The sequence below is a fragment of the Parabacteroides sp. An277 genome (genome assembly GCF_002159645.1).
Lineage (GTDB): Bacteria > Bacteroidota > Bacteroidia > Bacteroidales > Tannerellaceae > Parabacteroides.
This window is the reverse complement of record NZ_NFJB01000005.1, coordinates 1-13,742: the sequence shown is the minus strand read 5'-3', so window position 1 is coordinate 13,742 and position 13,742 is coordinate 1. Positions and strand designations below refer to the sequence as shown.

Annotated in this window: 9 protein-coding genes and 1 pseudogene; 5 read left to right on the top strand and 5 right to left on the bottom strand. The window is 48.5% G+C overall.

Features of this window, described 5'->3' with window-relative positions:
• Positions 1 to 3: 3 nt before the first annotated feature.
• From B5F77_RS02960 to proB, 5 genes and pseudogenes are all read right to left on the bottom strand, one after another.
• Positions 4 to 699: an NAD-dependent deacylase gene (locus B5F77_RS02960; RefSeq protein ID WP_087327426.1), complete on the bottom strand. Its 696-nt coding sequence runs from the start codon at positions 697 to 699 to the stop codon at positions 4 to 6.
• A gap of 72 nt (positions 700 to 771) precedes the next feature.
• Positions 772 to 1,329, bottom strand: coding sequence for a hypothetical protein (locus B5F77_RS02955; protein WP_087327423.1), 558 nt, complete (start codon positions 1,327 to 1,329; stop codon positions 772 to 774).
• A 36-nt stretch (positions 1,330 to 1,365) separates the two neighbouring features.
• A complete protein-coding gene (gene proC / locus B5F77_RS02950; RefSeq protein WP_087327420.1) occupies positions 1,366 to 2,157 on the bottom strand; it encodes a pyrroline-5-carboxylate reductase in 792 nt (263 codons plus the stop codon).
• A 1-nt stretch (position 2,158) separates the two neighbouring features.
• Positions 2,159 to 3,406 (bottom strand): glutamate-5-semialdehyde dehydrogenase, encoded by a 1,248-nt coding sequence (locus B5F77_RS15945; protein WP_239445718.1) that lies wholly within the window; start codon positions 3,404 to 3,406, stop codon positions 2,159 to 2,161.
• A 33-nt stretch (positions 3,407 to 3,439) separates the two neighbouring features.
• Positions 3,440 to 4,189: pseudogene (gene proB / locus B5F77_RS15940) on the bottom strand (glutamate 5-kinase); the annotation flags it as partial.
• 281 nt (positions 4,190 to 4,470) lie between these two features.
• On the opposite strand from proB, the gene B5F77_RS02940 reads away from it, so the two are divergent.
• The 5 genes from B5F77_RS02940 to B5F77_RS02920 all read left to right on the top strand — a co-directional run bounded on the left by B5F77_RS02940 (position 4,471) and on the right by B5F77_RS02920 (position 13,150).
• A complete protein-coding gene (locus B5F77_RS02940; RefSeq protein ID WP_239445717.1) occupies positions 4,471 to 7,140 on the top strand; it encodes a TonB-dependent receptor in 2,670 nt (889 codons plus the stop codon).
• 32 nt (positions 7,141 to 7,172) lie between these two features.
• A complete protein-coding gene (locus B5F77_RS02935) occupies positions 7,173 to 8,381 on the top strand; it encodes a hypothetical protein (RefSeq protein WP_087327413.1) in 1,209 nt (402 codons plus the stop codon).
• Positions 8,382 to 8,872: 491 nt separating this feature from the next.
• Complete coding sequence (locus tag B5F77_RS02930; protein WP_087327410.1) at positions 8,873 to 10,291, top strand: carbon starvation CstA family protein; 1,419 nt, start codon at positions 8,873 to 8,875, stop codon at positions 10,289 to 10,291.
• Positions 10,292 to 10,420: 129 nt separating this feature from the next.
• Positions 10,421 to 12,112, top strand: coding sequence for a hypothetical protein (locus tag B5F77_RS02925; RefSeq protein ID WP_087327407.1), 1,692 nt, complete (start codon positions 10,421 to 10,423; stop codon positions 12,110 to 12,112).
• Between the two features lie 96 nt (positions 12,113 to 12,208).
• Positions 12,209 to 13,150: a DMT family transporter gene (locus tag B5F77_RS02920; protein ID WP_087327704.1), complete on the top strand. Its 942-nt coding sequence runs from the start codon at positions 12,209 to 12,211 to the stop codon at positions 13,148 to 13,150.
• The last annotated feature ends 592 nt before the right edge of the window (positions 13,151 to 13,742 follow it).

Sequence of the window (13,742 nt, the reverse complement as noted above, 5' to 3'; positions counted from 1 at the left end):
TCTTTATGCCAGTATTTCTTTTAGCCGACGAACTCCTTCCGACGCGCCGCACATCAGCTGCTCTACGTCGCCCCGGTAGGTCTGTACCTCTTTCGGGTCAATAAGGTAGATGGGTTGCCCGCGCCGCACGTAATTCAGCAACCCGGCGGCCGGGTAGACGTTGAGCGACGTGCCGATAATCACGAAGATGTCGCACGCCTCGACCTCGCGGATGGCGGGTTCAATCATCGGGACGGCCTCGCCGAACCAGACGATGAAAGGCCGCTGTTGTTTCCCGTCGGGCGCCAGGTCGCCCAGGTGCATATCGAGGTGCGCCGGGTCGATGTCGTACGCCTTTTCCAGGTTTGCCACGGAGCAATACTTCATTAGCTCGCCGTGCAGGTGGATGACGTGTGTGCTCCCGGCGCGCTCGTGCAGGTTGTCCACGTTTTGCGTGATGATGCGCACGTCGTATTTCGCCTCCAGTTCGGCCAGCCCGATGTGCCCCGCGTTGGGCTGGGCGTGTTGCAGCTCGCGGCGGCGCTGGTTGTAAAAATCCAATACCATTTCGGGGTTGCGGGCGAAGCCTTCCGGCGTCGCCACGTCTTCTACGCGGTAATTCTCCCACAGTCCGTTCGAATCGCGGAACGTGGAGATACCGCTCTCGGCGCTCATGCCGGCGCCGGTCAATACTACCAATCGTTTCTTTGTCGTTTCCATCTTTTTTCTGTTTTGAACACCACCCGTCGGGTGGCGCGCCTTGCAGGCTGTTTATTTTATATCATTCCTCCGTTAGTTTGATATGAACGGATACTTTCTCATATCGCCCCACCGTTGGGCGGATATGGACGGATACTTTCTCATATCGCCCCACCGTCGGGCGGATATGGACGGATACTTTCTCATATCGCCCCACCGTCGGGAGGATATGAACGGATACTTTCTTATATCGCCCCACCGTCGGGCAGATATGAACGGATGCTTTCTCATATCACCCCACCGTCGGTTTGATATGAGCGGATCCCTTTTTATATCCCCTGGCTGGAGGATGGATATGAAAGAATCCTTTTTTGTGTTCCCATTCCTGACCGAGAACACGTCAGAGTTCTCGCTTGTGTTCCCGATACCGACCGGGAGCACACCGGAGTTCTCGCTTGTGTTCCCGATACCGACCGGGAGCACACCGGAGTTCTCGCTTGTGTTCCCGATACCGACCGGGAGCACACCGGAGTTCTCGTTTGTGTTCCCGATACCGACCGGGAACACGCCGGAGTTCTCATTTGTGTTCCCGATACCGACCGGGAACACGTCGGAGTTCTTGCTTGTGTTCCCGATACCGACCGGGAACACAAACGGACTCGCGTCCGGGTTTATCTACCGGCCGTTCTACTTCGCCACGCAGGCTTTCAAGCCCTGGATGACGGCGGACGAGAACCCGGCGTGCTCCATCGCGTTCAATCCGCGGATGGTATAGCCGCCCGGCGTCGTCACCTTGTCGATTTCCTCCTCCGGGTGCGTTTGGTTGAATTGCAGCAGTTCGGCTGCCCCTTTCAACGTCTGCGCCACCAACTCTTGCGCGAGGTCCGGACGGAGGCCCAGCTCAACACCCGCTTCGACCGACGCGCGCATGTAGCGCATGGCCAGGGCCGTCCCGCACGAAGCCAACGCCGTAGCCGCCTCCAGATGCGCCTCGTCTATCAGTATCGCCTGTCCCAGTTCGCGGAAGAGCGCGAGGACCTGCTCCGTCTGCGCAGGCGAAGCGTGTCGGGCAGCCACCAACGTCATGCTCTGTTTCACCTCGATGGCCGTGTTCGGGATGAGGCGGAAAAGCGCCGCCGAGGAGGTACCCAGGTAAGCCTCCAGCTGCTCGAACGTGATGCCTGCGGCTACCGAGAGGATAACTTGTTTCTCCAACTTCAATGCCGGGAGAATCTCGCGGACGACCCCTTCGATGGCCCACGGCTTCACGCAAAGCAGGATGAGGTCGGCCTCCTGCACCGCCTGGATATTGTCGCGCAAAGCGACGATGTCGTGGTGCCCCTTCATTTGTACCTTCTGCAACGTCCCCGCGGTTTGCGCTGTGCAGGTAATATCTTTAGCAGAGACTTGGCTCCCTTCGGCCAGCCCCCATGCGATGGCCCGCCCCATGTGGCCGGCTCCGATAATGGTAATCTTCATGTCAGTTACGTATTTGTCCGTTTCCGGAAATGATATATTTATAAGTCGTTAATTCAGGCAAAGCCATCGGGCCGCGGGCGTGGAGCTTCTGCGTGCTGATGCCGATTTCCGCGCCGAAGCCGAACTGCGCCCCGTCGGTAAACGAGGTCGGGGCGTTCGCATAGACGCACGCCGCATCCACCTCCCGTTCGAACTGGCGGATAACGGCCTCCGCTTCGCCGACGATGCATTCGCTGTGCCGCGAGCCGTAGCGGTTGATATGCCGGACAGCCTCCTCGAGCGAGGCAACCGTGCGGATGGCCATCTTGTAATCCAGAAATTCCGTGCCGTAGCTCTCTTCCGTAGCCCGTTGCAGGAGCGCGTCGGGGTAATGCCCTTGCAAAGCCTTGAAGGCCTCCTCGTCGGCATACAGCACGACCTGCTTGTCCGCCAAAGGTTGGCACAAGGCCGGCAACACGCCCAAGCGGTCTCGATGAATGAGTAAGCAATCCAGCGCATTGCAGACGCTCACCCGCCGCGTCTTGGCGTTGCAGATAATCCGCCGCCCCTTGTCTACATCGCCCGAAGCGTCGAAATAGGTATGGCAGACACCGGCTCCGGTCTCGATGACAGGGATGCGGCTCTGCTTGCGCACGGAGCGAATCAACGCCTTTCCGCCGCGCGGAATCACCAGGTCGACCAGCCCTTCCGCCTGAAGCAACGCCTCGGCCGCCTCCCGCTCCGGAGGAAGCAGGGTACAAATGGCCGGATCCAATCCCCGCCGGCGTAAGACATCCTGGATAAGTGCCACCAACGCCTGGTTGGACATCTGCGCGTCCGACCCGCCTTTCAGCACACATACGTTACCGCTCTTCAGACAAAGTGCGAATACGTCTGTCGTGACGTTCGGACGTGCTTCGTAAATAATCCCGACCACGCCAAAGGGTACGCTCACCTTCAGGAAAGCCAAGCCATTGGGGCGCGTCCATTCCGCCAACGTCCGATAAAGCGGAGAGGGGAGATGCGCCACTTGCGTCAATTCGTCGGCCATCTCGTCGAGGCGGGTCGGCGTGAGCTTCAACCGGTCGTATTTCGGATTAGTGGCCTCCATCCGCGCCAAATCCGCTGCATTTGCCCGGAGGATATCTTCTTGCCGTTCTTTCAAGAGAGACGCCAGCTCTTCCAATATCACCGAAACCTCCTTGTCTGAAAGCGATTGTGCGGAGGGTACCGCCCCAGCCGCCTGTTCCAATAGATTGCGGACAGACAGGATTGAAGAAGGAACAGAGGCAGCCATAAACCGCGTGCAAGGCACCTCCGGCTTGCCGGCCATCAAATCCGTCAGGATATGTGGACGCCGCCCGTGGGCGATGACAACCGGAATACCTCTTTCCGCCACCCGCATTGCGACTTTCGCTTTGCTGGCCATACCTCCGCGCCCTTCAGCCGATTGTCCCGGCTGGATATAATCATCCAACGTTTCACCCGGCCGAATTTCCGGGATAAGACGACTGGTCGGGTCGGCCGGATTCCCCGTATAAATGCCATCTACGTTGCTCAGGATGAAGAGGCGGTCAGCCTGCATCATTTCCGCCATCAGTCCCGCCAATTCGTCGTTGTCGGTGAACATCAGTTCGGTAATCGAGATGGTATCGTTTTCGTTTACAATCGGAATCACGCCATGGGCAAGCATCACCTCCATGCAATGCCGTTGCGTTTCGTAATGTTTCGGCGTGGAAAAGCTCTCCTTCTGCGTCAAGACTTGTCCGCAACGGATACCCTGCTCGCGGAAGAAATCGTAATACCGATTGATGAGCTTCGCCTGTCCGATAGCCGAATAAAGCTGGCGTGAAGAGACTTCGTCGAGCGAAGCGTCGGCCCCAATCTCGCCCCGCCCGGCTGCTACTGCCCCCGACGAGACCAGGATAATTTCGTACCCTTCATGATACAACTCGGCCATTTGCTCTACGAGTGCAGACATTTGCGTAATGTCTAACTTCCCGTCTGCTCGGCTTAGCACATTGCTCCCTATTTTGATGGCAATTCGTTTCATATGCTTTCTTTTTGGAAGAACTACTGCGCAAAGCTATGAATTTTTGACGAAAAAACCGCACTAGTTGGTACATAGAAACGTTTTTCGGCTTCATTTCCTTGAAGTATAACTATCATTCGAAGCATTTATACCTATATTTAATAGGAATTACGCCTGTAATTGTTTTGCAAAACAAATGACTTTGGAATCCCATCTTCCTGTCATTTTGTTGAAACACCCCGGTAGTACTTTTGCCACCGAATTAAAAGAAGCAAAAAAAAAGAATGAAACTACAGAAATGGATGTGTATAGCGGCTTTGCTTCTCCTGGCTATGGGCTTGCAAGCCGCGAAGTTGAAAGGTGTGGTAATCGACAAAGCGGCCAACGAACCGTTGATTGGTGCCACGGTGCAAATAGAAGGGACGACCTTGGGTGCCGTAACAGATATTGACGGACGGTTTGAATTCCCTGATTTGGAGGCTGGAAAATATGTCTTGATTGCGAAGTATATTTCCTATGTAACGCAACGGGTAGAAGTGGATCTTGGTGAGAGTGACCAAGAAGTATCCATACTGATGGCAACAGATGACCGGCAAATCGACGAAGTGACGGTCGTAGCTCGTAAGAATCTGGAAGGCGAACGCGCGCTGTTGCAAGAACGGCAGATGGCCACGGTAGCGGTAGAGAATATCGGTGCGAAGGAGATGAGCATCAAAGGTATATCGACCGTGGAAGAGGGCGTGAAGAAAATCACCGGCGTTTCGATTGCGCAAGCCGGGCAATTGATTGTCCGCGGATTGGGTGACCGGTATAGTACGACGACGCTGAATGGATTGCCTATTGCTTCTCCGAATCCGGATAATAAATTGATTCCATTGGATTTGTTCCCGACGTCTACCGTGAAGAATATTACCGTTAGTAAAGTGTACGAAGCCAGTGCGTTTGCTGATTATTCGGGTGCGCATATCGACATCAGTACCAAAGAGCAAACAGGCGAAGATTTCTTCAACCTTTCGTTTAATGTAGGCGGACGTTTCAATACCTTGGGTGGTGACTTTTACCAGATGGACCGCAACGGGACACTCTTCAAAACGCCTTCGTTGAGAAGCGACTTACGTGATATGGCATTAGCCGACTTTGAAGATTACGCACGACATAACCCGTTGTTCGATACGAATTTCGATGTAGACAAAAAGACTGCCTTGCCCGAGTTTGGAGGTAATATCGGCGTAGGTAAGAATTTCGATATACAAGGTAATAACCTTAGCATTTTGGCTTCGCTGGGCGTGAGCAACGATTTGCAAACTATGCAAGACGCTTCGGTGCGCACATTGGAAGCTACCGGTACGACGCTAAACGAATTTGATTACGATAGCTACGCCACGACCCTGAAGATTGCCGGATTGGGAAGTGCCAGCTATACGTTCCGTACTCGGGATATGATTGGTTATACCTTTTTCTATGCTCGGAATGCCATCGATAATTACATGCGGCGCGAAGGATATGACTACGAAGACCATAACTTGGTAGGTAGCAATAATGTGACGCATATTTATAGTTTGCAGAATCATCAAATCAACGGAAAGCACTTCTTTGGTGAAGATGACCGTTGGGATTTGAATTGGAACGGTTCGTATAGCAAGACCGGTAGTCAGGAACCAGACCGCCGACAGATGATGTTCCTAAAGAATGACGATGGTTCATTAAGTCTCTTTAAGTTGAACCAGCAGGAAACGATGCGTTATTTTGGTACGTTGGACGAAAAGGAATGGGTCGGAAATCTTGCTGCTGGGTATAAATTTAGCGAGAAAGATAATGTGAAATTCGGCTTTACCTACAAGGATAAAGACCGTGACTATATGGCTACGCGCTTTTACTACGATTTGGACGGTCTGAATCCGAGTGTGACGGATATTTATCATCCTTCCGATTTCTTTACCCAAGCAGATATCGAAGCCGGACGTGTGACGATTGACCGTGTACAGCAACGTCGTGATAGTTATCAAGCAGGTAATGAAATCTATGCTGGTTATGCGCAGGTTGATTATTATCCGATAGCTTCGCTCTTGGTGAATGTGGGTCTTCGCTTGGAATCGAGCAAACAATGGGTGAATTATTATACCGATGGCGGACAAGCCGCTCGTAGCGAATTGAACAAGAACGACCTCTTCCCGGCCTTGAACTTGAAGTATGAGATGCCGAAAGAGAATAACCTGCGTTTCTCATTTTCGCGCACTGTTACACGTCCGTCGTTTATTGAGATGGCTCCGTTCCTTTATCAAGAATCGTATGGTTCGGCACAGATTCGTGGTAATGCCGATTTGCAGAATGGCTATAACTACAACTTGGATTTACGTTATGAGCAATTCTGGACAAATGGTGATATGTTCTCGGTAACGGGATATTATAAATACCTGAACGACCCGATCGAACGAATCCAGACCTTGGCGGGTGGTGCGACAGTACACTCCTTCCAGAATGCGGATAATGGCTTGGCGATGGGCTTGGAGGTAGAATTCCGTAAGGAGATTGTCAAGGATTTGAAGGTAGGAGCAAACGGTTCGTTCATGTACACAGATGTGAAATTGCCGGAAGGAGGTGCTTACACCAACAACCAGCGTGCCTTGCAGGGAGCATCACCTTACTTGGTGAATGCCGACCTTACTTACGCTCTGAATTTCGGGAACGACCGCCAATTGAGTGTGGCATTACTCTATAACTTGCAGGGTCCGCGTATTCATTCGGTAGGTATCTCTGGATTGGGCGATGTGAAACAACAACCGGTACATACGCTGAACTTGGCAGCAAGTTATCAAATCAATAGCCGTCTGTCGGTGAAGTTACAGGTAGATGATATCCTGAACCGCGACGTGGTGTTCGAACAAGAAGTACCGAGCCTCAATCAGAATGTAGAGGTAGAACGCTTCAAGAATGGCGCAGGATTTGAAATCGGAATCAGTTACAATTTATAATTAGGAATATAATCATTAAAAACAAGAAAAGTATGAAGACAAATTGGAAATGGGTTGCTATGTTGTTGGCAGCAAGTATGACTTTTACGGCTTGTAGTGATGATAATAACGACGAGCCTACTCCGAATCCTGACCCCACGCCTGGCGTAACCAATGAATTATCAGAAAACATTACGGAAGATATGACATTGGAAGCAGGACAAGAATATACGTTGAACGGGGGTATTCATGTGACTAACGGCGCGACGTTGACTATCCAACCGGGCGTAACGATTACGGCAGTACACGACGACCAGGTGGATTATATCCTCGTGGAGCAGGGGGCGAAAATCAATGCTGTAGGTACGGCTGAAGAACCTATCGTGATGACTTCAGAAAGCAAGGAGTCGGGCGCATGGGGCGGTTTGCACATCTGCGGGTATGCTCATACGAACGCAGAAGGAGGAACGGGTAGTTCTGAAATCGGTGGCGCGACATACGGTGGCGATAACGACGCAGACAACTCGGGTACGTTGCAATATGTCCGTTTGGAATATACGGGTTATGCCTTCGATGAAGAGCATGAATCCAATGGTATCTCTTTCTATGGCGTAGGAAATGGTACGACGGTAGACCATTGCCAAGTATACAAAGGGGCAGACGACGGCTTCGAGTTTTTCGGGGGTGCTGTCAATGTGAAAAACTTGGTAGCTACGGATTGCGAAGATGACTCTTTTGACTGGACAGAAGGCTGGAACGGAAAAGGTCAGTTCTTGGTGGCTACGCAGGCTTCCGACGTGGATAGCGACTGTTTGATGGAATGTGATAACAATGGAAACAACTACGCAGCTACGCCGGTAGCACATCCGGTATTGGCCAACTTGACGTTGATTGGTAATGGTGGCGATGCTCAGGGTATTCGTCTCCGCGCCGGTACGCAGGTTGAACTTTACAATACATTGGTAAGTGGGAAAGCACTTCCTTTGACAGTAGAAACAACGGAAACAGAACAAGCTTTGGCGGATGGTACGTCTATCATCAACAACGTATCGTTGAGCGGCGAGTTGACTTCGGAAGAGGGTATCTACACCAACGACATGTTTGTAGCTGGCGAGGGTAACTTGGCAAATCAAGAGCTCCCGACTACGGTAGCAGGTACTACAGACGGAGGCACGACTCCTTCCGATTCGTTCTTCGAAACAGCCGATTACAAAGGTGCCGTTCCGGAAGACAACGACTGGACAGCTGGTTGGACATTATAAAGGTAGGAGGCAGGGGGTAAGGTGACGGTTTGCCACCTGGGTACCGTTCCTGCCGGGTATTCCCCTTAGCGAGGTAACTTTTTACCCACGCTAAGGGGAATTTTTTCTTATACGCTATTAAAAATGCCTAAGAAAGGGAGATAAGGTTTGTTTTTAAGTTCCGTTTTTAAAACCGCAGCCTGAAAACAATGATTAGAATGCTTACATTTACTATTTTGTTCCCTTATAATTTACTATTAGCCCCACGAAGGGGAGAAAAGATAGGGCAAGAGGAGGCGAGGGGGCATGGGGCATTTGTCCTGCCGTCCGCTCGTAGGCGTCTCTTGCCAGGGGAATATTAGCTTCCTTCTTGCCTGAATAGTCTAGTGGAAGGTGATTCCTGTAAAAAAAGAAGAGAAATCGAAATTTTTTTTGGACAATTGCGCGAAATTGTTGTACCTTTGGGCGGTCGTTAGCAGAACCTATATATTTAAAGAAAACACTATTATGTCATGGTAACTTTTACCTGTTGTTTCATTGCATTGCTTGTCGGATACTTTACGTATGGCAAGCTGGTTGAGAAGATGGTCGGTGTAGACCGTGCATGGAAAACACCGGCTTATACGCTTCAAGATGGTGTGGATTACATCCCGATGCCTACTTGGAAGATATTTATGATTCAATTCTTGAATATTGCGGGGTTGGGGCCTATCTTCGGAGCTATCTTGGGGGCGAAGTTTGGAACAGCCTCTTTCCTTTGGATTGTGCTCGGGACGGTTTTTGCCGGAGGCGTGCACGATTTCTTGGCCGGGCATCTCTCGTTGCGAATGCAGGGAGCCAGTTTGCCCGAGATTATAGGTCATTATTTAGGGCATCGTTTCATGCAATTCATGCGTGCGTTCACTATTTTGTTGATGGTATTGGTGGGCGTTGTGTTCGTGGCAGGACCTGCCGGATTGTTAGCCAATTTGACACCCGCTGCGCTCGATACGACCTTCTGGATTCTGGTTATTTTCCTTTATTATATATTGGCGACGTTACTTCCGATTGATAAAATCATCGGGAAAATATATCCCTTGTTTGCCGCTGCTCTGCTTTTCATGGCGGTAGGTATCTTGGTCATGCTTTATGTACATCAACCCGCGTTACCGGAATTGACCGACGGGTTAAACAATACGCATCCTGACGGATTGCCCATCTTCCCGATTATGTTCGTCAGCATCGCGTGCGGAGCTATCTCCGGATTTCATGCCACACAAAGTCCCCTGATGGCGCGTTGCCTGACAAACGAACAGCATGCCTATCCGGTTTTTTATGGCGCTATGATTACGGAAGGCATCGTAGCTTTGATTTGGGCGGCTGCCGCCACTTATTTTTTCCACGAAAACGGAATGGGCGAAAACAATGCCGCGGTGGTGGTCGATGCCGTCACGAAAGAATGGCTTGGTACCGTAGGCGGTATATTGGCTATATTGGGCGTGATTGCTGCTCCAATCACTTCGGGCGACACGGCGTTCCGTTCGGCCCGCTTGATGGTGGCCGATTTTCTGCACATGGATCAAAAGAGCATTTCGAAGCGCCTCTTAATATGCATTCCAATGTTTCTTATCGCTGTCGGCATCTTAATCTATTCGATGAAAGACCAAGACGGATTTGATATGATTTGGCGTTACTTTGCTTGGTCGAACCAGACATTAGCCGTTTTCACGCTGTGGGCATTGAGCATGTATCTATTGCAGCAGAAGAAACCCTACATCGTTACGCTTTTGCCTGCCCTTTTCATGACGATGGTTTGCGCCACCTATATCTTCGTTGCGCCGGAAGGATTTGGCTTATCGTATTCCGTTTCGCTTCTTATGGGCGGTGTTGTTACGTTAATTTGTCTTGTTTTATTCTGGATAAACCGACAACGTGTCAGGAAACTGGGGTAAAGGATGAAAAAAAATGACAAGTTTGCAACAAGATAAAAAAAAATACTTTAGCTTTGCAGCTTAGAAGCAGAGGCATAAAATTTGTGAAACAAAAAATTAGATATATAACATTTTAAACTTACAGTAATTATGAACAGAAAGTTTTTATTGCCATTCTTAATGTTGGCAGCAATTCTAACTTTTTCTTCTTGCTCAAACAAGTTGAAACCGTTAGCTGAAGAGTACATCAAGGCTGAACCTCAGCCCTTGGAAGCAATTGGTGGACAGGTTCCTGTGACAATCAATGCAACCATTCCAGCCAAATGGTTTAACAAAAAAGCTGTGGTAACGATGACACCGGTTCTTCGTTATCAAGGTGGTGAAGCTTGGGGTACGGCTTATACCTACCAAGGTGAAAAGGTAGACGGTAACAATCAGGTAATCTCCTACAAAGAAGGTGGAAACATCACGTTGAAATCTTCTTTCACGTACAAACCTGAAATGAAGAAGTCTGAATTGTATTTGACTTTTGATGCAAAGGTAAAGAACAAGACGGTAAAATTGCCGGATGTGAAAATCGGTGAAGGAGTCTTGGCTACTTCTGAATTGGCAGACGCCGCTACGGCAAATGCAGCTATTGCAGCAGACAAATTCCAACGTATTATTAAGGAAGCTCACGATGCAAGCATCATGTTCTTGATTCAGCAGGCTAACCTTCGTTCGCAAGAATTGAAGAAAGATGAAGTGACTGAATGGAAAGACTTGGTTAAAAATGCAGATGAAGCACCTAACCAGAACGTGGCTATCGAGATTCAAGCCTATGCATCTCCGGATGGTGGTGTTGAATTGAATACAGGTTTGGCTGAAAGACGTGAAAAGAATACGGATAAATACTTGGCAAAAGAGTTGAAGAAGATGGATGTAGATGCTCCGGTTGATGCTAAGTATACCGCTCAAGACTGGGAAGGTTTCCAAGAATTGGTTTCTAAGTCTAACTTGCAAGACAAAGATTTGGTTTTGCGTGTATTGTCTATGTATACGGATCCGGAACAACGCGAACAGGAAATCAAGAATATCTCTTCTGTTTACAGTACATTGGCTGAAGAAATCTTGCCGCAGCTCCGTCGTTCTCGTTTGATTGCTAATATCGAAATCATTGGTAAGTCTGACGACGAAATCACAGCGTTGGCAAAGAACGACCCGAAAGCATTGAACGTAGAAGAAATCCTCTACGCAGCTACTCTGACAAATGATAACGCAGAAAAGACTCGTATCTACAACGAAGCTTCTAAACTTTATCCGAACGATTATCGTACATGGAACAACGTAGGTATGATGGCTTTCCGTGCAGGTGATTTGGCAAAGGCTGAACAAATGTTCAACAAAGCAAATTCTATCAAGAATAATCCGGAATCAAATATGAATTTAGGTTTGATTGCCTTGACGAAGGGTGATAAAGCTAAAGCTCAGCAATTGTTTGGTAGCGCTTCGGGCGTAACTGAATTGAACGAAGCATTAGGTGTTCTGTATTTGGAACAGGGTGAGTATGCTAAAGCTGCTAACTCTTTCGGTGCGGTTAAGTCGAACAACGCTGCGTTGGCTCAGATCTTGACAAAGGATTACAGCAAAGCTTCGCAGACATTGAATGCTGTTCCAACTCCGGATGCGACTACTTCTTATTTGAAGGCTGTCGTAGCAGCTCGTACAAACGATGCCAATGGCGTAGTTAGCAACTTGAAAGACGCTATCGCAAAAGATGCTTCATTGAAGAGCGAAGCGGCTATCGACCTTGAATTTGCTAAGTATGCAACAAACGCTGATTTTACTTCATTGGTAAAATAAATAGTTTTAACTTCGAATTTGATCATAGAAAGGAATTTTTAGGGAGAAGGTTCTTCGTGAGAAGAGCCTTTTCTTTTTTATAGTTTAGGTTATATGATGAATGCAAATGAATTTAAAGGACATGTGGCAATGTTAGTTGCTGAAGCGTTGTGGGGTTTGATGGCGCCGGTAGGTAAATTTGTCCTTTCTGGAGCTGTTGTGACACCTCTCATCCTGACCGATTGCCGTATGATAGGGGCGGCTTGCCTCTTTTGGATCGTTTCTTTCTTTACAAAGCAAGAGCATGTAAATCATAAGGATATGCTGTCTATGTTTTTTGCGGCCTTGCTGGGTATTGTCTTTAATCAAGGTTCTTATCTCTTTGGTTTGGGTTTGACTACGCCTATCAATGCCTCGATTGTAACGACCAGCTTGCCCATTTTGACGATGATTATTGCCGCCATTTATCTGCATGAGCCGGTCACTGGCAAGAAATTATTAGGTGTTTTTATGGGGGCTGTAGGGGCATTGTTATTGATATTGAGCGGCCAACGGCTATCTGGAGGTGATTCCGGGAGTATTTGGGGCGTGTTGTTATGTCTGTTTGCCCAATTTTGTTTCTCCCTTTACCTCGTTTTCTTTAAAGGTTTAATAGGTAAATATTCTCCTATCACGCTGATGAAGTGGATGTTTACCTATTCTTCTATCTGTATGATTCCCTTCTCTTACACTCAATTATTGGCAATGGATTGGCAGATGTTGGATTTTCGTACGATGGGTGGCATTGCGATGGTAGTCGTAGGTGGTACATTTATCAGTTATCTCTTGATTCCAATTGGACAGAAAAGCTTACGCCCGACGGTGACAAGTATGTACAACTATGTGCAGCCTATCATTGCCAGCATTGTGGCCGTTGCTTGGGGTATGGATAGTTTCAATTTCCTTAAAATCATAGCGGTTATCCTTGTCTTTACCGGCGTCTTTTTCGTGACGCAAAGCAAGAGCCGCGCCCAGATGGAGGAATACGAACGGAAGAAAGCGGCGGAAAAAGCAGATTGACAAGTGAGGCTTCCGAAAGTCTCGTTATAATTGCCGGGGATTATAACGAAAATCCCCAGCGATTATAACGATAATTGAAAATGATTATAGGCATAAATCCCCTCCCTGAAAGGGCATGCTGATGTAGTACGAAAGAAAGAGGAAAACTATTTGCCGCTACTTGTTATATGATAGGATGTTATCTCTGTATTGAAAGAGAAGTTTAGCAATTAGTGCGGCATATATTTTTATATTTGAAAATAAGTTCGTATTTTTGCTTCCAATAATTCCCACCACGCCTCTCCTTGGATGCGTACCACGGTGGGACTTCGTTTTTGTAACTATGAAATATGATAAACCTCCTATTGAATTAGCACAGCAATTAATGATTCTGCGGCAACGCGGATTAGAAATTGAAAATGAAGGCAACGCGTTAGATTGTCTTCGTTCGATTAGTTATTTCCGTTTAGCAAACTATTGGAAACCTATGGAAATAGAAAAGGAGGGCTCAGTAGAAATTTAGTGGGGATATGCATATAGTTTTGCAATACGGAATAAGAAGAACTTCTTGTCTGCAACCCCTCTGAGGTTTGCTCTGAATAGTTTGATTTTA

Coding starts and splice junctions, on each gene's coding strand:
- B5F77_RS02925 (WP_087327407.1), top strand. CDS start 10,421: ATGAACAGAAAGTTTTTATTGCCATTCTTAATGTTGGCAGCAATTCTA.
- B5F77_RS02940 (WP_239445717.1), top strand. CDS start 4,471: ATGTGTATAGCGGCTTTGCTTCTCCTGGCTATGGGCTTGCAAGCCGCG.
- B5F77_RS02930 (WP_087327410.1), top strand. CDS start 8,873: ATGGTAACTTTTACCTGTTGTTTCATTGCATTGCTTGTCGGATACTTT.
- proC (WP_087327420.1), bottom strand. CDS start 2,157: ATGAAGATTACCATTATCGGAGCCGGCCACATGGGGCGGGCCATCGCA.
- B5F77_RS02935 (WP_087327413.1), top strand. CDS start 7,173: ATGAAGACAAATTGGAAATGGGTTGCTATGTTGTTGGCAGCAAGTATG.
- B5F77_RS02960 (WP_087327426.1), bottom strand. CDS start 699: ATGGAAACGACAAAGAAACGATTGGTAGTATTGACCGGCGCCGGCATG.
- B5F77_RS02920 (WP_087327704.1), top strand. CDS start 12,209: ATGAATGCAAATGAATTTAAAGGACATGTGGCAATGTTAGTTGCTGAA.